We start from the raw sequence: 21810 nt of genomic DNA, 5'->3' as shown, positions 1-21810 counted from the left end.
CGGGCGCTCACGCGAGCGTGACCCCGTACTCCCGCATCCAGGTGTCCACCTCCAGGATGGGCAGGAGCAGATGGCTGGAGTTGAGCCAGGTCATCGTCTTCGATCCGGCCCGGGTGAGGCCCTCGACGCGCTCGGGGTCGAAGACTCCGTGCAGCGGTGACGAGGGATCGCTGAGGATCTTGTCGATGGAGCGCATGACGTCCGCGTCGTAGGCCGGGTCATGGGTTCCCGGGTAGCCGCTCTTGGGGCGGTCGAGGGTCTCCTGCGGCAGCACGTCGGCGAAGGCGAGGCGCAGCAGGCTCTTCCACCGGCCGTCGGCGTTCTTCATGTCCCACGGGACGTTCCACACGTACTCGATCAGCCGGTGGTCGCAGTACGGCACCCGCACCTCCAGGCCCACCGCCATGCTCATGCGGTCCTTGCGGTCGAGGAGGTAGGCGAGCGGGCCCTTGAGGCTGTAGTACATGACCTCGCGCATGCGCGCGTTGAGACCGTCCTCACCGGGCAGCCGGGGGACCTCCGCCTTCAGGGTGAGGTAGCGGTCGTTCTCCGCGTCGGCGGGCCGGACGCGGCGGTGCAGGTCGGGGGCGAAGGCGTCGGCGAGGCGCGGGGCGTCCCCGATCCAGGGGAAGCGGTCGCGCCACACCAGGCGTTCGTCGTGGTACCAGGGGTAGCCGCCGAAGATCTCGTCGGCGGCCTCGCCGGACAGTGCCACGGTCGACTCGCCGCGGATGGCCTTGAACAGCAGATGCATCGAGGTGTCGAACTGGCCGAGCGAGGGCAGGTCGCGGGCGCGGCGGGCGGCGGGCAGGGCCGCGAGCACGTCGTCGGTGTGCAGCATGATGTTGTGGTGGTGGGTGCCCAGGTACCGGGAGGCGAGCCGGGCATAGGGGGCGTCGCGCTCGGGCCGCAGCTCCGTCGGCTTGAAGTCCCGCTCGTCACCGGCGAACTCCACGGCGAAGGTGTGCAGCGGCCCCTCGCCGGCGGCGGACAGGTCCCGGTGGGCGAGGGCGGACATGATGGTGGAGTCGAGGCCGCCGGACAGCATCGCCGAGCGCGGCACGTCGGCGACGAGCTGCCGCTCGACGATGTCCTCCATGAGGTCCCTGACGGTGGCGACGGTCGTGTCGAGGTCGTCGCGGTGCTCGCGGCTGACCAGGCGCCAGTACGGGTACTCGTGGGCGCCGCCGCGGGAGAAGCGCAGGACGTGCCCGGGGCGCAGCTCGCGCAGCCCGCGCAGAGGCGTCTCGCCGGGCAGGGCGAGCCGGGCGTTGAAGAGGATGGGCAGGCTGTCCTCGTCGACGACGGGCCGGAAGAGCGGGTTGGCGAAGATGCCCTTGGGCTCCGAGGCGAACAGGATGCCGCCGGGATAGGTGTAGTAGTACAGGGGTTTGATGCCCACGCGGTCGCGGGCGAGGAGGACTTCCTCCCGCGCGGCGTCCCACACGGCGAAGGCGAACATGCCGTTGAAGTGGTCGACGCAGGAGGCGCCCCACTCGAGGTACGAGCGCAGCACCACCTCGGTGTCGGAGCGGGTGGTGAAGCGGTGACCGCGCTGCTTGAGGGCCTCGCGCAGTTCGCGGAAGTTGTAGACCTCGCCGCTGTAGACGAGGACCACGGGCTCCCGGTGCGGTCCCGCCGCGGCGACGGCGGGCTGGGTGCCGCCCTCCAGGTCGATGATGGACAGGCGCCGGTGGCCCAGTGCCGTGTGCGGGCCGAGCCAGGTGCCGGTGTCGTCCGGGCCCCGCAGGGCCATGGTGTCGGTCATGCGCTGGAGGGTGGCCTGTTCCCGGCCGAGGTCGCGGGTGAAGTCGATCCAGCCGACGATGCCGCACATGCGCGTCCTTTCCGCGGCAGCCGGACCGGCGGCCGCTGTGTGGCTGTGTGTCAAAGGCGGTGTGGCGAATGCTGTGTGCCAGGGACTGAGGTGCCGGTGCGTCGGTCGGCTCCCGGCACGGGGAGCGGGTGCCCGCCGGTGTCGCCGGTGTCAGGGAGCGGACGCGGCGGGCAGCCCGCGCAGATCGTCGCGCAGGGCGAGCTGGAGCGTGCGCAGGTCGTCGACGTCCTGTGCCGTGAAGGTCGCGGGGGCGTCGGGCCAGCGGTCCCGCAGGGCGTGCAGGGCCGCGGGCGTGAACTGCGCCTTGCCGCGCCGGTCCACCGTGATCCCGTCGAGCCCCGACCACTGCTCGTTGCGGGCGACCGCCTGGCGTTCGGACGTTCCCGGTGGCAGCCGCAGGGCGATGCTGTGGCCGGTGAGGGTGACCGGGTAGCCGCCGGGGAGGCCGTTGGGTGCCGGTACGTGTCCTGCGTAGTGGTCGCGCGGGTGCGTCAGGGCGTCGACGACGTCGGCGCCGGCGTTGGCGCCGATCTCGTTGAGGTCGGCGCGGGGGTGGCGGCGGCCCCGTTCGAGGATCTCGTGGGTCGGGGTCAGGGCCTTGTCGTCGAGCCAGGCCCGCGCCTCCTCGGCGGGTGTGGGCGGGCTGTGCAGATGGGCGTGGTGGGCGAGGACCTTGAGCCGTGACTCGTCGGCGAGGAGCAGATCGCGGCGGAGCAGTCCGGCGAGCGTGGCGACGTTGCCGAGGCCGCACAGGACGGGAAGGCCCGCCGCGTGCAGGAGCGGGTTGACGGCGTCGGGGAAGCAGGCGTTGACCACGGCCGTGTCCGGGCTCGCCTCGGCGCAGGCGGTCGCGGCCCGCAGCGCGGTCGCCGCCTGGAGGGGCAGGGTCACGCCGAACCCGGCCGCACGGACGAGGTCCGTCCACGCGGAGGCGGGCCCGCGGGTCTCGGCGGGCGACAGGTCGGAGGTGCAGATCGCGAGGACTCGGGGACGGTGGCGGGCGAGCAGGGGGCGCAGATCGGCGCCGCCGCGCACGTCGAGCCGGTGCCGGCAGAACCGGACGGGCCGCCCCGCGATGACGGCGTGCGCCTGGGCGACCCCGGCGAGGTGCTCGGCACGCTCGCGGTCCTGGCTCACCAGGTGCACCCGGGTGGGGCCGCTCGCGCGCTGGGCGAGGGCCCGCACCAGGGCGCCCGCGAAGGCGCCGGTGCCGAGGACGACGATGTCGTGGTCCTGGTTCACGGCAGGACTCCCGGTGACTCGGGGTGCCGCCGCGCCGCCGCCGTCGGGAGCGCGTCCTTCAGGAAGGTGTCCAGGTGGACGATCTCCGGTGCGGGCAGGCCGGGGCAGCGGGAGCTGAGGTCCAGGCGGGGCGGGCGGTCGTCGTCGGTGAAGTAGACCGGCGTGAGGACCCCGGCGCCGTGGCCCCGGCGCTGCGGGCCGGTCCGCAGCAGGGGGTTGGCCACCAGGAAGTCGCGGACGGCGGGCGTGTCCCGGGTGGCCTGGACCCGGACGCGCTTGGTGGAGAAGTGGTTGGGGGGCAGTTCGGGGCGGGCACCCAGCTTGCGCTTCCACTGGAAGATGCCCTTGCTGAGGAACGCCTCGGTGCCGAAGAAGTCCACGCGGGGCACGCCCCGGTCGCAGGCCCACCGCAGCAGGTGGTGGTAGAGCGCCTTGAACGCGCCGCTGCGGTAGTGCTCGTCCAGGCCGTCGAGGACGCCGAGGAGCCGGGTGGTGAGGGTGCGGCGGTCCTTCGACCAGTGGCACAGGACCCCGGCCACCCGGGTGTCCGCCTGCCGCAGGAAGAAGAGCGTGCCGCGGGGGAGCACGGCGTGGCGGGCGACGTCGAAGCGTTCGGTGCGGCTGCGTTCGCCGTGCCGCCGCCGCATGGTCGGCGTGTGCAGACGCTCGTAGAAGAACGCGAGGGCCTCCGGCGAGGGGTCCTCGTCCAGGTCCCAGTCGTGCGCGCGTTGATCGCGTCGGAACTGCCCCCGTTCGCGTTTGGAGATCAGCCGCTGCAACTCCTCCTGCGTCGCCGGTACGTCCACGACGAGATGGAGGCGGAAGGGCGCGAGCACGGCGCCGTGGCCGGGCAGCCCGCGGAGCGTGTGCTCCTCGGCGCCGAGCACCACCAGATCGGCGTCCGGCAGGCGGCCCGCGGCGAGGTCGCGCCGGTGCACGTGTGCGGCCGTGCGGTGACTCGTCGGCGCCCCGAGCAGCGCTCGCTGCTGTTCGAGGAGCTGGAGGATGTTGGTGCGGCCGATGCCGAGCCCGGCGTAGGCGATGCTCACCCCGCCGCTGCGGGCGTGCGAGACGAGTGCGGGTACGGTGCCCGGCAGGCTGTCGGCGGCGCGGCGGACGGAGCGCCCCGCCGCTGAGGGGGTGTTGTTCCACCAGTAGGCGAGCCGGGCCCGCGCGGGCCGGAACGGGGGCGCCGGGGCGGCCCCGCCGCCGTGCCGTGTCGCGGCACCGGACGGCGGGGCCGCGAGCGCGGGGCGCGCGGCGTCGTGCTGCGTGGTCATGCGGTGCCCTCAGCTGCCGGCCGCGGCGTGGACGAGGTCGCGCAGGCTGTCGTAGCCGGCGACCGGGTGCAGGTGGTGGCTCTCCGGCGGCCGGTAGTGGTCGGCGTGGTAGGAGCCGGAGCCGTGGACGAGCACCTCCGGCAGGTCGAGGAGTTCGCGGTCGACGGCGTTGAGGACGCCGGTCACCGCCATCACCAGGGACCATTCCCGCAACTGCCGCGGATCGGCGGGCAGATCGACGCCTGCGGGCTCGAGGAGCCGCCGGATGTGCGGGTACCGGTCGAGGCACTCGGCGAGGGAGACGACGATGCCGCCGCCGCCCTGCTTGCGGATGATCTCGTTCATGCGCGGGGACGTCGCGGGGGTGCGGGTGTAGAAGGTGGGGTCGAGCCGTTCGTCGGGGGCGTAGGTCCGCTGCGGGAAGTGCGGGTCCGCGTCCTGGGTGTAGACGCCGTCGCCGTGCTGCCACGCGGGGCGGTGGTCGAAGGCGCCGTGGTAGTAGCTGGCCACCATGTCGGCCGTGTCCAGGTGCTGTACGAGGAAGTACTGGGCACCGGTGTCGGGCCATGCGCGCCCGGTGTGCTGCTGCTGGCCGTAGAAGTGCCCGAGCAGCCCGAACGCGCTGGACACGGCGTGGGCGTGGACCCGCGGGACGGACGGCAGCCGGTCGCGTTCGAACAGGGCCCTCGCGGTGTCCGCGACGACGTAGTTGTCGAGGTCCAGGGTGTGCCACAGGCGTATCCCGTGCCGGGCGAACACCGCGTCGGCCTCGTGGTCCGCCACCGCGCGGGCGAGCTCCTTCACTTCCTGGGACCCCGCGCTGTCGCGCACGGCGAGCGGGTTCCTGGCACGCAGGCCGGCGTCGTCGGTCAGGGGCGAGCGCCACACCTTGTGGCTGGACGAGGTGGGCAGGACGCACACGATGCGCAGGTGCGCGGGGTCGGTGAGGCCGGTCTCGTGGGCCCGGCGGACGGCGTCGCGCAGCGCGGTGGCCTTGTTGGCACTCGACGGGGTGATGATCATGACGGCTTCGCCGGTGCGCTGGATGTGGGTGACCGCACGGGCCACGATCATGAGGGAGGCCAGCGTCTTGGTGGTCCGGGTGGCCGGGTTGTGCATCAGGTTCAACAACGTCAGACGGGTGTCGCGGTGCGTCCCCAGGTCCTGGGCGCTGATCACGCCCGGGGCGAAGAAGGCCTCCAGGGCGGGTGTCAGGGGCGGCAGTTGCCAGCCGGGGCTGAAGGCGTCGCTCCGGCTGCGCACGGCGGTGGCGTCCAGGGTGCGGGAGAGCTCGTCGTAGTACCGGACGAGGACGGGGCTGAGGTTCTCCTCGCCGGCCCGGGGCGCGGTGGTCTCCGGCCGGGAGTAGGTGGTCGTCATCAGACGGCCTCCTGGGCGAGGGTGTCACCGCGCAGCAGCGGGGAGGCGGCCGGGGAGTCGGGCACGTGGGCGGGGTCGGTGCCGATGTCCAGGGGGCGGTTGTTCTCGTCGACGAAGACGATGTGCGGCCGTAACCGCCGCGCCGCCTCCTCGGGGACGGTCTTGTAGGCGATGAGGATGACCAGGTCGCCGGGCGATATCAGCCGGGCCGCGGCGCCGTTGATGCCGACGACACCGCTGCCGCGCTCACCCTCGATGACGTACGTGCTCAGCCGGTTGCCGTTGTTGATGTCGACGACGTCCAGCTTCTCGCCCGGCAGCAGATCGGCTGCGTCCATCAGATCGCGGTCGAGGGTCAGGGAACCGACGTAGTGCAGGTCGGCCTGGGTCACGGTGGCCCTGTGGACCTTGCTGTGCAGCATGGTGCGGTACACGTGGTTTCTCCTTGGGGGGAGACAACTGGGGGCAGCTGGATCAGGGGGCAGCTGGGGAGCAGCTGGGTGAAGGGGTCAGCTGGGGGACAGCTGGGGGACAGCTGGATGGGGGGTGGGGCGGCGGCGCGTCAGGCGGCGATCTGGATGCGGCGCAGATGACGGCTGCGGTCGCTGAACGCGTTGCGCGCGTGCAGCAGGCGCCAGTTGTCCCACACGAGCATGTCGCGCTCGGTGTAGTCGACGGCCACGTGCTCGCGGTCGAAGGCCGTGTGCCACCGCTGTTGCAGCTCCACGGCCGGGTCGTCGTCGTCGCGGATCAGGTTGTTGCAGCTGAAGCGCACGATGAGCCCGCGTTCGTTCTCCTCCAGGAGGGGGTGGCGGGTCTTGAGGTCGAGGCCGAGCCGCTGTACGCCCTCGGTGGTCTTCCAGTCGTAGGTCCGCGCCGTCATGCGCTCGCGCTCGGCGGGGGTCAGGGACTCGACCCAGGGCCTGGTGTCGGCGAGCGTCGTCTCACCGCCGGGGCCCTCGGCCGGGGTGACACACCACAGGGCGATGTAGCGCGGTGGGACGACGGCGAAGTCGTACCCTTCCGAATGCGGGGTCAGCGGCCGTGTGTTGCCCGCGTGGTAGACGTCGTCCATGCCGGGTTCGGGGCGCACGTCGCCGACGACGGCGCCGGTGTAGTTGGGTACGAACCTGCCGAGCCGGCGGCAGAAGCGCACCGGGTCGAACTCGTCGGGGACGTTGCACATCAGGACGTATCCGTGCTCGTCCATGAGCTGGTGGAACGTCTTCATGAGCAGCTCGTCCGTGAGCGGCTCACCATTGAAATCGACCTGGGAAAGAATGCTGATCGGAGAGTGTGCCATTTCTGCTCCGGTGAGAACGCAGGGCTGCGCACTGCGTGGCACGCAGCGAGGGGTGGGGGGATGTCAGGGCGGATGACCGGCTGCCGAACGCCTGATCATTTCCTGTCAATTCTGTGCTGCGTCGCCACGATAGCGGGCTTTAACGCGCTCCTGTCAAGCTGCCCTCATATTCTCACCAGGCGTATGCACGCAGTCATTTCGGAATCCTCAATTCCGTAGAATGCACTGCTCAGCGAGGTACTCCACAGTAACTTGGGGGCCAGAAATGCGAACGGAAAGTAGTCCTGTTTGCTGCCGGAGGCGCTGGGTACCCGCGCTCCGTTATTTGTGGCCGTGTACGCGATGACGCCTTCCCGCGGACGTAACAATGCGACGGGGAAGGCGTGAAAATGACCTCGTGCTCCCGGGGTTGCGGCAGACATCGCGGTGGCGGCGGTATCGCCATGCGCGGACGATGGAGAAAGGGCGCATTCATTGAGCCAAAAACCCGCGCAGGAAGTCACGGGCGACCGGCCGACGGTTCGCCGCCTCCTGCTCAGCGAAGGCGTGACCGCGTTCGGGGACGGCCTCTGGTTCAGCATGTGGGCGGTCTACCTGACGGCGATCCAGGGCCTGCCCGCGGCCTCCATGGGCCTCGCCATGGGCATCGGCGGCGGCATCGGCCTCCTCGTCGCGCTGCCGATCGGCACGCTCACCGACCGCCTCGGGGCCCGCGAGGTGCTCCTCGCCGTCACAGTCCTGCGCGCCGCCTTCTCCCTCACCTTCCTGTTCCTGCACAGCTTCTGGCCGCTGCTCGTGGCCGCAGCCCTGTTCACCTCGATGGAGACCGCGGCCAAGGGCACCAAGGTCGCGTTCGTGTACCTGCTGATGCCGGAGGGCGCGTGCATGCCGGTACTCGCCAGGGCCCGGGTGGTGCAGCATCTGCTGTACGCGGCCGGGGCGGGCGCGGCGGCCTGGGTGCTCTCCCGCTCGGACGCCGGTCCGTACCACGGCGCCGTCGTCGTCAACAGCCTGACGTTCGTGGCGTCGGCGCTCGTCCTCGTGCGGCTGCCGCACGTGCCGCCCGTGCCCGCCGCGCGCAGGCCCGCCGGGACGGTGGCGCTGCGCAACCTGCCCTTCGTCACCATCATGAGCAGCACCGCGCTGCTCGCCCTGTGCTGGGCGCTGCTGTCCAGCGGGCTGCCGCTGTGGCTCAAGGAGGACACCGTCGCGCCGGTGTGGATCGCACCGCTCGCGGTGCTCGTCAGCTCCCTGCTGATCGCCCTGTTCCAGATCCGGGTCACCCGCAGCGGGCAGCGCCTCGTGGGCGCCGTGCGTTCGTCGCGGCGGGCCGGCCTCGCCCTCGCGGGCTGCTGCCTGGTCTTCGCCGCGGCGGCCTGGCCCGTGAACCCGCTGGTCGCCTGCCTGTTGATCCTGGGCGGCCTCGGTCTGCACGTGGTGGGCGAGCTGTACTACGTCGCCGCCCGGTGGGGCCTCTCCCTCTCCCTCATGGCCCCCGGGGCCCAGGGCCAGTACCAGGCGGTCGCCGCCAGTACGGAAGGAGGGGTCGTCGCCGTCGGCCCCGCCCTCGTCACCACCCTGGTCACCGGCGCCGGCGCCACGGGCTGGGGCGTCCTCGCCCTGGTCTTCCTTCTCTGCTCCCTGCCGGTGGCACGACTGTGCCGCCCGGCGCTGCGGCGCGCGGCCGATCCGGCGGGCGCACGGGAGCGCTCGGCGGCGTGAACACTGCGTGGTCTGAGCAAATGTCAGTTCGTGAACCAAAATAGGGTGGTTCCTGACGGGGGCACATGAGGTCATATGGGTCTACGGTGAGGGCGGCCAATCGCCGCCCCTCCCCGCGATTGGCGGACCGCCCGGCGTTCGCCCCCCCGACGCCGGGCGGTCACTCTCCGTGCGGGGCGGTCAGCAGGTCTTCGACCATCGGTGCGAGCGGAGCTTCACACCGGCGTCGGGCCCTGTCTCCCCCCGCCACTGGTTGCGCGCGCACGCGTAATAGTTGCGGTAGTCCGTGTCGAAGTAGAACTTGACGTCATCGAACCCGCCGGCCTCCCCGTTGTTCCAGATCGACCGCACACGGATGGTGCAGGTCTCGGCGCCCGTGAGCCAGTCGGGGTCGTCCGGGTACCAGTCGCAGCGCGTACCGGTGCCCCCGGGCCCCGAGTACACACAGATCTCCCCCCGCTCGCACCCGGCCCACGCCCGCTCGCCCGCCGACGCCGCGCCCGCTCCCGAGCCGAGCGCCGCCGTGAGCGCCAGTACGCCCCCTGCCGCCATGGCAGCGATCCTGCTGTTCCTCGTGCTCGTCACGCTCGTCATGCTTGTCCCCCCCGAACTGCGTCGGTTGCCGGTCCGTCACCCCGACACGCTGCCGTCACCCGCCCCCCGCCGCCAGCTTTTCAGTCCTGGCTGAAAAGAGGGTTCGCTCCGGCTCCCGGGTGCCGACAATGGGGGCGGAGACGCGCTCGTACGACGAGGGGGACGGCGTGCTGCGCATCCATTTCACGGGCGCCGACCTCGGGCGCACCAAGCTGGCCCCGGGACCGCTGCCCGCCTGGGAGACGGTGCTGAGCCTGCACCGGCTCCAGCGGGGCGACGGCGGGCTCCCGTACGCCCGCTGGCGACGGGAGGCACGGGCCGCGCTGCCGCGCGCCTTCGGCGCGTTGGCGTCGCTGGTGCCACCGCAGGGCTACTTCCCCGACTTCCTCACCCCCGCCGCGCCCGCCGCCCGCCTGGAGGAGGCCGTCGACCTCGTACTGAGCAGCCCGCGCGCGGCCCTGCGCAGGGACCTGACCGCGTTGGCGCAGGACCGCAGGCCCTCGCGGTGGGCCGCGGCACTCGGACACGGGGACACGGCAGCGCTGAAGGGGCTCGGCGCGGCGATGACGGCGTACCACGCGGCGGCGGTCGCACCGCACTGGGAGGCCGTCAGGGACGAGGTGGGCCGCGGCCACGCACGGCTCGCGAGGGCGCTGCTCAGCGAGGGCACCGAGGGGATGCTCGGGCTGCTGCCGCCCAGCATGCGCTGGCGCAGACCGGTCCTGGAAGTGGACTACCCGGTGTCGCGCGACCTGCGCCTCGACGGCAGGGGACTGCTGCTCGTGCCGTCCTTCTTCTGTCTGGGTACGGGGGTGACGCTGCTGCACCACGACGCCACGCCCGTACTCGTCCATCCGGTCGAGCACCGGCCGCCGGACCCGCCAGTGGGGCGCGACGGCCACCCGCGCTCCCTCGGCGCACTGCTCGGCCACACCCGCGCGGCCGTCCTGGAAGCGCTCGTGGACACCTCGTCGACCGGTGAACTCGCCCGGCGCGTGGGCGTCCTGCCGTCGTCGGTGAGCCAGCACACCGCGGTCCTGCGCGACGCGGGCCTGGTGCGTTCGGTGCGGCACGGCCAGTCCGTGCGGCACTCGCTGACCCCCCTGGGCTCGGCCCTGCTGCGCCGCGGCCGCGGCCCCGGTGCCCCTCCGTGGTGACCGCCCCCGACCGGCGGTGGGGCGCGCTCAGTTCCCGTACGCGGCGACCGCGATCTCGGCGAACGAGCGGATCAGGGGATCGGTGTCACCCGCGGGCCACGGCGGCATGTCGGTCAGCGGCACCGCGGTGAGTCCCTTGCGGACCTCGACGTGCGGGTGCCGTCGGCGGTAGGCGTCGGCGAGGCGGATCGCGCCCGCGTCGGTGCTGTCCCCGAGGAAGCCGACCGCCACGAAGTAGCGCAGCGTGCGTAGCTCCATGCCGCGACGGTACGCGTACGCGTGTGCGGGGCACGTACCCGAGCGGCGGGCGGCACCTCGTTCACGCCGACCGCTCGGGCGGCGAACCGCGGCGGGCCCCGAACGTTCGGCCGGATAGCACCTGTTCGCCCGTTGGGGGAACGTCATAGCCTGTGCGACCTTCGCGCTCTGGGGGGTCCAGTGAACGGTCTCCGTGCGGTCGTCGTCCTCCTTGTGATCACATGTGCCGTGGTCGGCCCGCCGACCGCGGTGGCGTCGCCGCCCGCGACAGCGGCTGTGACACCGCCCGCAGCCGCGACGCCGGGCTGGTCGGCGCTTCCCGTTCCGGCGGCGGCCCCGCCGGTGACCGTGTCCGATCTCGCCGCCCGCGGTCCCGGCGAGGCGTGGGCGACCGGGTACGAGCACACCGCCGACTGGGTGCGCCCGATGCTGTACCGCTGGGACGGGCGGGCCTGGAGCCGGGACACCACCTTTCCCGGCGCCGCGGAGTCGGGCTGGCTCGGCAAGGTGCAGTTCGTCGGGCAGGAGGTGTGGATCCTCCACAACCGCGCGGGCCGTGGCGAGATCCTGCGCCGGTCGGCCCGGGGAGAGTGGAGCGCTCTCCCGCTGCCGCGGCCCCTGTGGATCCATCAGGACTTCACCGCGGTACCGGGTGCCGCGTGGGTGGTCGGTGAGGACGACACCGGCCTGAAGGTGCTGCGCTACGACGGCTCCGGCTGGACGGTACAGTCCGCCCCGGACGGGGTGCACTTCGTCGCGGGCGTCACCGCGCGTACCGCCGACGACGCCTGGGCCTGGGCGGACACCAGCACCGGCACCGCCGTCCTGCGCTGGGACGGCACGGCGTGGCGGGACGCGAAGGTGCCGCTGCCGCCGGACAGCAACGTGCACACGATCCTGCTCGAACCGCGGGGACGGGCCACGGTCGGCGGCAGCGACCACACCGACGGCGTGCCCCGCACCTACCTGATGACCTGGGACGGGCACACCTGGCGCACCGACCGCCCGCCGCTCGGCGACACCCACACCGAGGCGCTGGTGCGCGGCCCGGACGGCGCGCTGTGGCTGCCGGTGCGCAGCGACCGCGGGTTCCAGTCGAGGTACGCGCGGGTGGACGGCTCCCGCGCCACCTTCTCCTACGGCCCGGAACGCCCGAACGCGATCGACGTCAGGCCGCGTGCGCTGACGAGGGCCGGGTCCGCCCTGCTGTCCTTCGGAACCGCCGAGATCTACGGCTCGAAACCGAACGTGATGAGCGAGCGCCTCGGAGGCAGGCCATGACACGCCGCCTCCTCGCCGCGGCCCTCGCCGCCGCCCTGACCGTCGTGGCCCTCATGACCTCGGCCGCCGCGGGAACCACCTCCTGGCGACACGTCCCGGTCCCGTCCCAGGTACGCCCGCAGGCCGGTCTGAACGAGGCCGTGGCGTTCGGCCCCGACCGGGCGTGGGCCGTGGGCGCCGACGCCGTCGGCCGCGAGGCACCGGGCTTCCCGCTGGTGCTGCGCTGGGACGGAAAGGCCTGGCAGCGGCAGAAGCTGCCCGGGGCGGGCTGGCAGGGCGAACTCCTGTCCGTCGCCGCGACCTCGCCGACCGCGGTCTGGGCGGTCGGCCGCGACGCGGCGGGCGGCGCCCGCCTGCTGCACCACGACGGCACCGCCTGGCGCACCGGCCCCGCGCCGCGCGGTGTCGTGCTGACCAAGGTCGTCACCGGCGGCGGTGAGACCTGGCTGATCGGTTCGCGGGACGGCGCGCAGGTGCTGCTGCGCAGGGACGGCCGCGAGTGGCGGGACGTGCCGGTGCCGCCGGGATCCGTGTTCGGCCTGCACATCCTCGCGCCGGACGACGTCTGGGCCGCGGGCGCCACCGACTCCGGTGCGACCGTGTCCCACTGGGACGGGCAGACGTGGCAGCAGACCGTCGTGGACGGATTCCCGCGGTCGGGCGTCAGCAGCGTGCTCGCGGTGTCGCCGACGGAGGTCTGGGCGGGCGGCACGGCCGGATTCGTCGGCGGCCCGCCGGGGCGGCCGATCCCACCGCTCCTGGTCCGCTTCGACGGCAAGGAGTGGAGCCGGGTGACCCTGCCCACCGACTTCGGCTCCATCCACTCACTGGCGCCCACCTCGTCCGGCGCGCTCGGCTGGGTCTCGGTGGCCCGCTCGCAGAAGTGGGGCCCGCCGGGCAGCTCCCCGCCCCTCGTCCCCGGGCCGGACTTCCTCGCCTGGGACGGCCGGTCGTTCACCGAGCACAGCGAACCGGCGGTGGCGGGGGAGGGCGACTCCTGGGTGCTGCGCCTCACGCCGGTGCCGGGCACGGAGACGGTGTGGTCGGTCGGCCGCGCGGCCGGCCCCGAGGGCGCCTTCGCCCCGCGCGTCCTGCGGTTCGGCTGAGAGGACGAGAACCGCACCGGTGACGGTTCCCGGCCGTCCGGGCACCCGGGCCTAGCACGTCCGGCCCCGACTCCGTTGCGGGGTCACGGAGTTCGGCCGCGCGGACCGACGGCGGGCCACCGCGACCTGAGGGTGGTTAGGGTGGCCGCGTGGTCAACAACCGGCATACGACCGAACGGCCGACGAGGTCCGCGGCGCTGCCCTCGTCGCTGCGCGCGTGCCTCGCGGTGGTCGGGGCCCTCGCCGCGCTCGTGGTCGTCGTGCTCGGCGTCGCGTACGCGGGCGACGGCGAGTCCGGCACGGTGGACAGGTGGTTCGTCCGGCCGACGGCGGACAGCGTGCGGACGCCGTGGCGGCACGCCGCGCTGGCCACGGACTTCTGGGGGGAGCCCGCCGGAGCGGCACTCCTGGTCGTGGCCGCCGTGGCGGGCTGCCTGCTGCTGCGGCGCCTGCGCGCGGCCGTGCTCGTCGTGGTCGGCACCGGCGCGACAGTGGTGACGACGACGCTGCTCAAGCACGCGGTGGGACGCACCATCCACGGCGCGGACAACCTGTCCTTCCCGAGCGGGCACACCGGTTTCGCCACCGCGCTCGCCCTCGTCCTCGCGCTGCTCGCGACGGGCGTCCTCGGCCTCGGCAGGGCGGCGGGCACGGCGCTCGTGCTCGCCGCGGCCCTGCTGGCGGGCGCCGCCATGGGCTGGGCGCAGGTCGCCCTGAGCGCCCACTACCCGACCGACGTACTCGGCGGCTGGTGCACCGCCCTCGCGGTGGTGCCCGCGACCGCCCGGCTCGTCGACCGGGCGGCCGACACCCGCCCGCGTACACCCCGCTGACGCGGCGTCACCTCAGGCCGGCCTGCGCCCCGTCGGTCCGTGCCGCGTCGGCCCGTGCCACCTCGGCCCGAGCCACCTCGGCCCGAGCCACCTCGGCCCGAGCCACCTTGGCCTGTGCCACATCGGCCTGCGCCACGCCGACCCGTGTCACACCGAGCGGCGGAACACGGGCTTCACCGGGCGTCCCGCCAGCCAGGGTGAGGGGTCGCCGGCGTCCAGTGCCTTGCGGTACACCGCACACGCCTGCGCCACCACGTCGACGGTGTGCTCGATGTCGGTGTCGTCGAGTGCGCTGCTCACCACGAACGACGGGGCGAGCACCCCGCCCGAGAGGAGTTGGCGCAGGAACAGGGTGCGGTACTCCTGCGACGGCTGCCGGTTCTCGTCGAGGGTGGCGAAGACCAGGTTGCTGGCCCGGCCCCGGACGACGAGGTGGTCACCGACGCCCATGGTGGTGGCGGCGTCGCGGACACCGGCGGCCAACCGCTCGCCGAGGGCGTGCAGCCGCGCGGTGACGCCCTCCTCGACGTACGTGGTGAGCACGGCCATGGCGGCCGCCAGGGAGTGCGTTTCCGCGCCGTGCGTGGTGGACAGCAGGAACACCCGCTCCCCGGAGTGCCGGAGGCCGCCCCGCTCCATGAGGTCGCGGCGCCCGGCGAGGGCGGACACGGCGAACCCGTTGCCCAGTGCCTTGCCGAACGTGGAGAGGTCGGGGACGACGCCGTACAGGCCCTGGGCGCCCGCCTCCGACCAGCGCAGTCCGGTGATCATCTCGTCGAAGACCAGGACGCAGCCGTGCCGGTCGGCGAGGTCGCGCAGCCCCGCGAGGTAGCCGGGCGGGGGTTCGGTGTGGGTGGCGGGTTCGAGGACCAGGCAGGCGACCTCGTTGCGGTACCGCGTGAGCAGTTCCTCCGTGGCGGCCAGGTCCCCGTAGGGGAACGCCACGGTGAGCCCGGTGGTCGCGTCCGGAACGCCCGCGGACATCGGTGTGGTGCCGATGAACCAGTCGTCGACGGAGAAGAACGGGTGGTCGCCGCACAGGGCCACCCGCGGGCGCCCGGTGGCGGCGCGGGCGAGGCGCACCGCGGCGGTGGTGGCGTCGGAGCCGTTCTTCGCGAACTTCACCATCTCGGCGGTCGGCACGGTGGCCAGGAAGCGTTCCGCGGCCTCGACCTCCACGATGGAGGGCCGGACGAAGTTGCTCCCGCGGTCGAGTTCCCGCCGCACCGCCTCGATCACACGGGGGTGGGTGTGACCGAGGCTGACCGACCGCAGCCCCGACCCGTACTCGACGTAGCGGTTGCCGTCGACGTCCCACACATGGGCGCCGCGGCCGTGGCTGATGACGGGGGCCAGGTCCTCGGGGTACTGGTCGTCGCCCTTGGCGTAGGTGTGGGCGCCGCCGGGAACGAGCGCGTGCAGCCGCTCGTTCGCGAGGCGCGACCGGGGCAGGAGGAATTCCTCGGTGTCCACGCGGCCCTCAGCTCCCTTCCCGCGCGAGGGCTTCGGCGAGGCTCGGCGCCTCGCGGTCCCGTGGTGACATCGAGGTGACCGGCAGCGGCCACGGAATGGCGAGTTCGGGGTCGTCGTGCGCGATGGTCACGTCCTCGGCCGGATCGTGCGGGCGGTCGATGCGGTAGGAGGTGTCGGCGGTCTCCGTCAGCGCCTGGAAGCCGTGCGCGCACCCCGCGGGGATGTACAGGGTCGCCTGGGTGTCGCCGGACAGGTCGAAGAAGGCACGGCTCAGGTAGGTGGGCGAGTCCGGCCGCAGGTCCACGACGACGTCGAAGATCCTCCCGTACGAGCACCGCACCAGCTTGGCCTCGCCGGCGCCGGCGCGCAGGTGCAGGCCGCGCAGCACGCCCCGGGCCGAGCGGGACACGCTGTCCTGGAGGAAGGCGCCCGGGTCGAGGCCCACCGAGCGGACGACGTCGGCGTCGAAGGTGCGGCAGAAGAAGCCGCGCTCGTCGGCGTACGGCGTCGGCTCGAACAGGTACGCGCCGTCGATCGTGGGGACTTCGGTCGCTCTCATCGGATCTCCTGCGGGGCGGTCGACGGGAACAGGGCCGCGGTCAAGTCGGCGAACTGGCGCTCCAGTTGCCGGGCCGCCGCCGCGTTGCGCTCGGTGAGGGTCCGGCGGCACTCCGCCGCGTGTTCCTCCAGGGAACGGAACTGTTCGAGGAGGCGGTCGGCGTCGATGTCGCGGGCCGGGTGGCAGTACGCGCCGAGGCCCATCCGGTCCATGAGGGCGTCGCTCTTCGCCGCGTAGCCGAGGGCGAGCGTCGGCGTGCCGGTCCTCAGGGCGCAGACGAGGTTGTGGTAGCGGGTCGCCACCACGGCGTCGGCGGCCGCCGTCTCCTTCATCAGGTCGGTCAGTGAGCCCGCTCCGGCGGCGGTGACCAGGGGTGAGTCCACCGCGTCGAGGATCGCCTCGACCACCGGCGCGTCGCAGGCGTCGCCGGTGAGCAGCCGGACCGTTCGGCCCTCGTCGGCGAGGGCGCGCACGAAGGCGGTCGTCCCCTCGAGGTAGCGCCGGTGGATCTCCTCGGCGCGGGCGCGGTCGTCGTTGCCGCCGTGGAAGTCCATGACGCCGACGCAGACCGTGCCCGACGGCACGGGTGCCGCCGCGGGCGCGGGCAGGGCGAACGCGAGGTCCGGGTGCACCTCGTCGCGCGCGGTGTCCACGCCCGTCTCCCGCATCGCGTCGCGGGACAGGGTGTCACGGTACGAGCGGTAGGCGGCGAGCCGCGCCGACCAGCGCACCAGGGCCCGGGTCGGCCGGTCGCGGATCGGGGCGGCGCCGACGCCGACCAGCGCCACCTTGGTGCGGGTCAGGCGGCCGCTCGCGCAGAGCAGGAACAGCGAGTACGGGAAGCCCCAGGGCCGCAGCGGAAGCGTGGCCTCCAGGACGCCCATGCCCGGCACGATCACCACGTCGTGCCCGCGCACCCAGGCGGCGGTGCGGAAGACGTCGACGAGCTTGCCGATGCCCTTGCCCGCGACGGCGCCCGCACGCGACGCGGTCCGGTACTCCCCGCGGTACCAGTGCAGGCGCCTCGCGGGGATGCCGTACCGGGCCGCGACGACCTCGGGCCCACCGCACAGCGCGTCCACCACCGCCTCCGGGTGCGCGGCGCGGAGGTGGCCGAGCACGGCCTCCAGCGACCCGTCGTTGCCGAGGTTGCCGGAGCCGAGCAGCCCGAACACCCCGACCCGGGTGGGGGACGTCATGCCCGCCGCCCCGCACGCCCCGCGACGAGGTCGTCGACGGAGACGGTGAGCTTGTCCGGGTCGACGGGGGCCCGGTCCTCGACCCGCTCGCCCGCGCCGGGCCGGGACCTGCTCGCCGCCCACGCGGCCAGGTGGCGGTAACAGGCACTGCGGTCGGCCGCGGACAGCGGCGCCCGCCGGATCGCCGCGACGAAGCCCCACACGTACTCGGCGAGCAGCCGGGGCGTCGGGTGCAGCAGACCCGCCCGGCGCGGGTCCAGGTTGACGCACCGGGAGCGCTTGGAGGGGTTCGCCCGCTCCGCGCGGGTGGGGTGGTCGCGGCGGAAGTAGAGCAGCTCCGGCACCTGGTGGAAGGGCCCGTGCAGGCCGATCTCCGCGACGAACGTGCGGTCCGCGTGGTGGTAGCTGTCGTGCGGCTTGACCCGGCGCAGCACGTCGGCGCGCACGACCCCGTAGAAGTCGTCGCCGCCGGGCTCGAACAGCATGCTGCGGAAGCGCTCGGGCGCGCGCGGCGAGGCGGTGGCGAGCGTGTACTCGTAGGGGACCTTCACCTTGCCGTCGCCGTCGATGACCGCCTGGTCGGCGTGCGCGAGGATCACGTCGGGACGCTCGTCGAGTGCGTCCACGCAGCGGCGCAGCAGGTCCCGTGCGTACAGGTCGTCGTGCGACGCCCACTTGAAGAGCTCGCCGCGGCACTCGGTGAACACGTAATTGTGGTTCGGGGCGGCACCCACGTTGCGGGGCAGCCTGAGGTAGCGGATCCGGGAGTCCTTCGCGGCGTACCGGCGGCAGATGTCCTGGGTCCCGTCGGTCGACGCGTTGTCGGAGACGACCAGCTCGAAGTCCTCGTAGGTCTGGCCGAGCAGGGCGTCGAACGCCTCGGCGAGGTACTCCTCGCCGTTGTACACGGGCAGTCCGACACTCAGCCGGGGATGGGCGTTCATGAGGTCCTCACTTCGGGGATGGGATGGCGGTGGCGCTCGCGCAGGGCGGACCGCAGGTGCAGCCACCACACGGCCGAGCCGCAGAGGGTCGCGGCGGCGACGCCCCAGGCCGAGCCGACCGTGCCGCCCGCGGCCGCGCCGCCGAGCCCGCCGCCGACGTAGCAGGCGGAGGCGAACAGTTGACAGCGCAGGCTGCGCCGGGCGGCGGCGAGCGCGCGCAGGCCCGCCGCGGCGCCGCTGCCGAGCCCCGCGCCCGCGACGCCGAGCGTGGCCGGCACGATGAGCTCCGACGCGGAGGTCCAGACGCCGCCGAGCACCAGCTCACCGGCCCGGTCCGGCACGAGGAGCAGCGCCGCGCCCCACAGCAGCGCGGCGGCGGCCTGCCCGCCGCCGAGGTAGAGACAGAACGTGCGAAGGCGCTCCGGTGCCCGCCGCAGCACGCGTGCCGCCTCCGCGACGGTGACCAGCGAAAGCCCCATCAGCAGGGCGAGGAACGGGCCGAGCAGGAGCTCGGCGCCCCGGACGGCGCCCACCGCGCCGACGCCGACGATCGCGCCGAGCCCGTACGCCCGCAGCTGGCTCGCGCCGCTGAGGCTGACGTTCTCGACCAGGTACCGGTAGCCGAGGTCGCGCTGCTCGCGCAGCCACCCGCGCGCCCGCCCCACCCGGGGCCGGATGCGGGACTGCACGCAGCCGTACCCCGCGGCCACCGCGGCGGACGCGCCCCAGGCCAGCACGAAGGCGCCGACGCTGCCGACACGGGCCGCCACCACCATGGCGGGGACGAGCGCGACGCCCCACACGAGGTCGTTGACGAACGCCTTGCGCCCCTGCCCGGCGGCGAAGAACGCGAACCGCCAGGCGTCCTGGAGGAGCAGCGCGGGCAGCGCGACGCCGAGGCAGGCGAACGCGGACCCCACGTCGCCCCCGACGCCGAGGCCGACCACCAGACACACCGTGCCGACGGCGGCACCGACGCCGAGCGCGGCCCCCGACGCGCGGGCCGCCGCCGTGCGCCAGGACGCGTCGGGGACGCCGCTGAAGCGCACCACGAGCGGATCGGTGGCGAGGCCGCGGGCGATGTTGAGTACCACGCCGTAGGTCAGCCAGGCCAGGCTGAACACGCCGAACGCGGCGAGGCCGAGCGAGCGTGCCACGTAGATGCCCACCGCGAAGTTGGTCATGCTGGACGCCGCCTGGTCGGCGAGGCCCCAGGAAAGGCGGCCGACCATGGCCCGCTTGGCGGTCCGCGGGGACGTGGCGGACGCGTCCGCGGGCGCCGTCGGCTTCTCCCCCTCGGTGGGCACCGTGGTCATCCCTTGATCAGCCCGGCGGTGCGCAGGGCGTCCGCCGCGGCGGCGACGGTGTGAAACGGCAGGCCCGACCGCTCGGCGACGTCGAGCAGGGCGTGCTCGCCGTCGGAGAGGCTGAGCACCCAGAGCATGGCAAGCTGCGCCTGCTTCGCGTCGCTGCGGCCACCGAGCGAGTCGTACAACCCGCGGCGGCCGAGCTGCGGTTCGCCGTAGGGGCTGAGGTTGACGTACCGCCGGTTGCCGTCGAGCACGGCGCATGCCTCGCGGCAGACGGCGAGGGTGTCCGCCATCGCCTCCGGGGAGACGAAGTCGGGGTTGTCCGCCGAGGTGTGGTACTCGGGGTAGCCGGCGTAGGGGGTACGGCTGAGCGAGCCCACGCCGAGGTCGAACCCGGGGGAGCAGTACTGCCGCTCGTCGTAGCCGTACGGAGTGAACTCCGTGATGCGGTGCGGGCGTCCGGAGGCGGAGAGGACGTGGCGCAGCACCCGGTCGATCTCCGCGTCGCCGCGCCTGCTCCGCTTGTACGTCAGCTGCCCCGGGTCCCCGGCGCAGGCGAGCACGAGGCCGTGCTTGACCTGGTCGATCCGCTCCGCGTTGCGGGCGAGCCAGGTGATCGCCCCGATGGTGCCCGGCGCGTAGATGAACCGGTAGGTGTAGTACGGCGTCCCACGGGCGAGGGCCCGGGCCAGGAACGTCGCCACCGCGACACCGGCCAGGTTGTCGTTGGCCAGCGACGGGTGGCAGACGTGACAGGAGACGATCACCTCGTCGGGGACCTGCCCGGGGACCACGTGCTCGGCGTAGGTGAGGTGGCCGTCCGCGAGGGTGGAGTCGACGCACACCTCGTACGTGCCGTCGGGCAGCGCGTCCAGCGTCTCCTGGGCCAGGCAGAACCCCCACTCGGGACGGTAGTAGCTGGTGCGGTACGGCACCCAGGCCGGGTGCTCGGGCAGGGTGTGCAGATGGTCCCGCAGCTCGGCGAGCGGCATGGTCCGCGACACCGGCACGCTGTAGCCGAGCACGTGCAGGCTGGACGCGGCGAAGTCGACGACCCGGTTGCCCGCGCTGTCGGCGATGTAGGCGTCCCGGATGTTCCACTCCTGCGGCACCGTCCAGTCGAGCACCTGGGTCCCGGTCGGCACCTCGTGCACGCGCAGCGGAACGTACTCACCGACGATCTCCAGGGTGGCGCGCACCCCGTCCCCCGTGATGCTCCGGCACAGCGGGTACAGCCGCTCCACCAGGGCGTGCATCTCCGCGCCGACCGCGCTCTCGCCGAGCGCGTCCCGGCCCACCGCGGTCATCGGCGCCACCGCAGGGTGTCGTCCACGGCACCGGCGTCGGATGCCGCGCGCAGCACGGCGAGGCGGGTGAAGCGCCGCTCGAAGCCCTCCCGGGTCAGCCCGTGCTTCCGGTAGGCGTCGGCGAGTTCGAGCGCTCCCCGCTTGACCGTCCACTCGCAGTCGAAGCCGGGGATCGCCGCGCGGAACCGGGAGAAGTCCACCCGGTACGACCGCGGGTCCGCGCCCGTCTCCCCGGTGATCACCACGTCGGCGCCGGACACCGCCTCCGCGACCTGCGCGGCGATCTCGGCGACCGTGACGTTGTTGACCTCGCTGCCGATGTTGAACGCCCGGTCGTGCACCGCGTCGCGCGGCGCGGTCAGGGCCGCCGCGAAGGCCCGTGCGATGTCGGCGGCGTGCACGAGGGGCCGCCAGGGCGTGCCGTCGGACAGCACGAGGACCTCGCCGGAGAGCAGCGCGTGGCCCACCAGGTTGTTCAGGACGATGTCGGCGCGCAGCCGGGGCGAGAAGCCGAAGGCGGTGGCGTTGCGCAGATACACGGGGGTGAAGTCGCCGTCGGCCAGGGCGTGCAGGTCGTCCTCCACCCGCACCTTCGACTCCGCGTACGGAGTCACCGGGCGCAGCGGGGCGTCCTCGGCCACCAGGTCGCCGCCGCCCGCGGCGCCGTACACGGAGCACGTCGACGCGTACAGGAAGCGCCGCACTCCCGCCTCGCGGGCGAGGCGGGCGAGGCGCACCGAGGCGTGGTGGTTGATGTCGTAGGTGAGGTCCGGTGCCAGCGCGCCCAGGGGGTCGTTGGACAGCGCGGCCAGGTGGACCACGGCGTCCACCCCCGCCACGTGCTCGGCCGTGACGTCGCGCAGGTCGACGCGGTGCCCGGACGGGTCGGCGGGCGGCGGGCCGAGCACGCAGTCGGCGAACAGGCCGGAGTCGAGGCCGACGACCTCGTGCCCGGCGGCCGTGAGCACCGGGGCCATCACGGTGCCCAAGTAGCCCTGGTGCCCGGTCAGTAGTACGCGCAAGGT

Annotated in this window: 20 protein-coding genes; 5 read left to right on the top strand and 15 right to left on the bottom strand. The window is 73.5% G+C overall.

Annotated elements, in window-relative coordinates; all coding sequences use genetic code 11:
• Positions 1-7 precede the first annotated feature (7 nt).
• The 6 genes from asnB to ACH4DX_RS07215 form a co-directional block, all read right to left on the bottom strand.
• A complete protein-coding gene (asnB, locus tag ACH4DX_RS07240) occupies positions 8-1837 on the bottom strand; it encodes an asparagine synthase (glutamine-hydrolyzing) (RefSeq protein ID WP_398154346.1) in 1830 nt (609 codons plus the stop codon).
• Positions 1838-1987: 150 nt separating this feature from the next.
• On the bottom strand, positions 1988-3079 hold the full coding sequence (locus ACH4DX_RS07235; RefSeq protein ID WP_398154345.1) for a hypothetical protein: 1092 nt from the start codon (positions 3077-3079) through the stop codon (positions 1988-1990).
• Complete coding sequence (locus ACH4DX_RS07230; RefSeq protein WP_398154344.1) at positions 3076-4359, bottom strand: GNAT family N-acetyltransferase; 1284 nt, start codon at positions 4357-4359, stop codon at positions 3076-3078. The genes ACH4DX_RS07235 and ACH4DX_RS07230 overlap by 4 nt, the downstream gene beginning before the upstream one ends.
• 9 nt (positions 4360-4368) lie before the next feature.
• Positions 4369-5739 carry a DUF6002 family protein gene (locus tag ACH4DX_RS07225; RefSeq protein WP_398154343.1) on the bottom strand — a complete coding sequence of 457 codons (1371 nt, stop codon included), beginning with the start codon at positions 5737-5739 and terminating at the stop codon, positions 4369-4371.
• Positions 5739-6173 (bottom strand): aspartate 1-decarboxylase, encoded by a 435-nt coding sequence (gene panD, locus ACH4DX_RS07220; protein WP_398114220.1) that lies wholly within the window; start codon positions 6171-6173, stop codon positions 5739-5741. Before panD ends, ACH4DX_RS07225 begins: the two co-directional genes overlap by 1 nt.
• A 128-nt stretch (positions 6174-6301) precedes the next feature.
• Positions 6302-7042, bottom strand: coding sequence for a TauD/TfdA family dioxygenase (locus tag ACH4DX_RS07215; protein WP_398154342.1), 741 nt, complete (start codon positions 7040-7042; stop codon positions 6302-6304).
• Between the two features lie 474 nt (positions 7043-7516).
• Here ACH4DX_RS07215 and ACH4DX_RS07210 point away from each other — a divergent pair, with 474 nt between their 5' ends.
• Positions 7517-8764, top strand: a complete 1248-nt coding sequence (locus tag ACH4DX_RS07210) for an MFS transporter (protein WP_398154341.1) — start codon at positions 7517-7519, stop codon at positions 8762-8764.
• 180 nt (positions 8765-8944) lie between these two features.
• Here ACH4DX_RS07210 and ACH4DX_RS07205 read toward each other — a convergent pair whose 3' ends face one another.
• Positions 8945-9349 carry a peptidase inhibitor family I36 protein gene (locus ACH4DX_RS07205; RefSeq protein WP_398114214.1) on the bottom strand — a complete coding sequence of 135 codons (405 nt, stop codon included), beginning with the start codon at positions 9347-9349 and terminating at the stop codon, positions 8945-8947.
• A gap of 137 nt (positions 9350-9486) precedes the next feature.
• On the opposite strand from ACH4DX_RS07205, the gene ACH4DX_RS07200 reads away from it, so the two are divergent.
• Entirely contained in the window at positions 9487-10515 is a 1029-nt protein-coding gene (locus tag ACH4DX_RS07200; protein WP_398154340.1) for an ArsR/SmtB family transcription factor, read from the top strand.
• Positions 10516-10542: 27 nt separating this feature from the next.
• Here the strand turns inward: ACH4DX_RS07200 and ACH4DX_RS07195 are convergent, their stop codons facing one another.
• Entirely contained in the window at positions 10543-10773 is a 231-nt protein-coding gene (locus ACH4DX_RS07195; RefSeq protein WP_398154339.1) for a hypothetical protein, read from the bottom strand.
• 180 nt (positions 10774-10953) lie between these two features.
• Between ACH4DX_RS07195 and ACH4DX_RS07190 the strand changes: the two genes are divergently transcribed.
• The 3 genes from ACH4DX_RS07190 (at position 10954) to ACH4DX_RS07180 (ending at position 13993) form a co-directional block, all read left to right on the top strand.
• On the top strand, positions 10954-12054 hold the full coding sequence (locus ACH4DX_RS07190; protein WP_398154338.1) for a hypothetical protein: 1101 nt from the start codon (positions 10954-10956) through the stop codon (positions 12052-12054).
• Positions 12051-13160 (top strand): hypothetical protein, encoded by a 1110-nt coding sequence (locus ACH4DX_RS07185; RefSeq protein WP_398154337.1) that lies wholly within the window; start codon positions 12051-12053, stop codon positions 13158-13160. Before ACH4DX_RS07190 ends, ACH4DX_RS07185 begins: the two co-directional genes overlap by 4 nt.
• A 149-nt stretch (positions 13161-13309) precedes the next feature.
• Entirely contained in the window at positions 13310-13993 is a 684-nt protein-coding gene (locus tag ACH4DX_RS07180; RefSeq protein WP_398154336.1) for a phosphatase PAP2 family protein, read from the top strand.
• Positions 13994-14140: 147 nt separating this feature from the next.
• Here ACH4DX_RS07180 and ACH4DX_RS07175 read toward each other — a convergent pair whose 3' ends face one another.
• From ACH4DX_RS07175 to ACH4DX_RS07145, 7 genes are read right to left on the bottom strand one after another with little or no spacing between them, the layout of a single operon-like run.
• On the bottom strand, positions 14141-15466 hold the full coding sequence (locus tag ACH4DX_RS07175) for a glutamate-1-semialdehyde 2,1-aminomutase (protein ID WP_398154335.1): 1326 nt from the start codon (positions 15464-15466) through the stop codon (positions 14141-14143).
• A 7-nt stretch (positions 15467-15473) separates the two neighbouring features.
• Positions 15474-16025, bottom strand: coding sequence for a dTDP-4-dehydrorhamnose 3,5-epimerase family protein (locus tag ACH4DX_RS07170; RefSeq protein ID WP_398154334.1), 552 nt, complete (start codon positions 16023-16025; stop codon positions 15474-15476).
• The gene (locus ACH4DX_RS07165; protein ID WP_398114201.1) at positions 16022-17224 is read right to left on the bottom strand and encodes a polysaccharide pyruvyl transferase family protein; all 1203 of its coding nucleotides are present in this window, start codon (positions 17222-17224) and stop codon (positions 16022-16024) included. Before ACH4DX_RS07165 ends, ACH4DX_RS07170 begins: the two co-directional genes overlap by 4 nt.
• Complete coding sequence (locus tag ACH4DX_RS07160) at positions 17221-18168, bottom strand: glycosyltransferase family 2 protein (RefSeq protein ID WP_398114200.1); 948 nt, start codon at positions 18166-18168, stop codon at positions 17221-17223. The genes ACH4DX_RS07165 and ACH4DX_RS07160 overlap by 4 nt, the downstream gene beginning before the upstream one ends.
• The gene (locus ACH4DX_RS07155; RefSeq protein ID WP_398115998.1) at positions 18165-19475 is read right to left on the bottom strand and encodes a hypothetical protein; all 1311 of its coding nucleotides are present in this window, start codon (positions 19473-19475) and stop codon (positions 18165-18167) included. The genes ACH4DX_RS07160 and ACH4DX_RS07155 overlap by 4 nt, the downstream gene beginning before the upstream one ends.
• A 5-nt stretch (positions 19476-19480) precedes the next feature.
• Positions 19481-20785, bottom strand: a complete 1305-nt coding sequence (locus ACH4DX_RS07150; RefSeq protein WP_398154333.1) for a DUF4910 domain-containing protein — start codon at positions 20783-20785, stop codon at positions 19481-19483.
• Positions 20782-21807, bottom strand: coding sequence for an NAD-dependent epimerase/dehydratase family protein (locus ACH4DX_RS07145; protein ID WP_398154332.1), 1026 nt, complete (start codon positions 21805-21807; stop codon positions 20782-20784). The genes ACH4DX_RS07150 and ACH4DX_RS07145 overlap by 4 nt, the downstream gene beginning before the upstream one ends.
• Positions 21808-21810: the final 3 nt, after the last annotated feature.

It is taken from the genome of Streptomyces sp. NPDC017940, assembly GCF_044328435.1.
In the GTDB taxonomy this organism is placed as follows: Bacteria; Actinomycetota; Actinomycetes; order Streptomycetales; family Streptomycetaceae; genus Streptomyces.
The sequence above is the reverse complement of the archived record's forward strand: the minus strand, read 5'-3'. Positions and strand labels throughout refer to the sequence as shown.

Excerpts from the sequence above, each read along its gene's own strand:
- asnB (WP_398154346.1), bottom strand. The coding sequence starts at position 1,837 with ATGTGCGGCATCGTCGGCTGGATCGACTTCACCCGCGACCTCGGCCGG.
- ACH4DX_RS07230 (WP_398154344.1), bottom strand. The coding sequence starts at position 4,359 with ATGACCACGCAGCACGACGCCGCGCGCCCCGCGCTCGCGGCCCCGCCG.
- ACH4DX_RS07225 (WP_398154343.1), bottom strand. The coding sequence starts at position 5,739 with ATGACGACCACCTACTCCCGGCCGGAGACCACCGCGCCCCGGGCCGGC.
- ACH4DX_RS07215 (WP_398154342.1), bottom strand. The coding sequence starts at position 7,042 with ATGGCACACTCTCCGATCAGCATTCTTTCCCAGGTCGATTTCAATGGT.
- ACH4DX_RS07200 (WP_398154340.1), top strand. The coding sequence starts at position 9,487 with ATGGGGGCGGAGACGCGCTCGTACGACGAGGGGGACGGCGTGCTGCGC.
- ACH4DX_RS07195 (WP_398154339.1), bottom strand. The coding sequence starts at position 10,773 with ATGGAGCTACGCACGCTGCGCTACTTCGTGGCGGTCGGCTTCCTCGGG.
- ACH4DX_RS07185 (WP_398154337.1), top strand. The coding sequence starts at position 12,051 with ATGACACGCCGCCTCCTCGCCGCGGCCCTCGCCGCCGCCCTGACCGTC.
- ACH4DX_RS07170 (WP_398154334.1), bottom strand. The coding sequence starts at position 16,025 with ATGAGAGCGACCGAAGTCCCCACGATCGACGGCGCGTACCTGTTCGAG.
- ACH4DX_RS07165 (WP_398114201.1), bottom strand. The coding sequence starts at position 17,224 with ATGACGTCCCCCACCCGGGTCGGGGTGTTCGGGCTGCTCGGCTCCGGC.
- ACH4DX_RS07160 (WP_398114200.1), bottom strand. The coding sequence starts at position 18,168 with ATGAACGCCCATCCCCGGCTGAGTGTCGGACTGCCCGTGTACAACGGC.
- ACH4DX_RS07150 (WP_398154333.1), bottom strand. The coding sequence starts at position 20,785 with ATGACCGCGGTGGGCCGGGACGCGCTCGGCGAGAGCGCGGTCGGCGCG.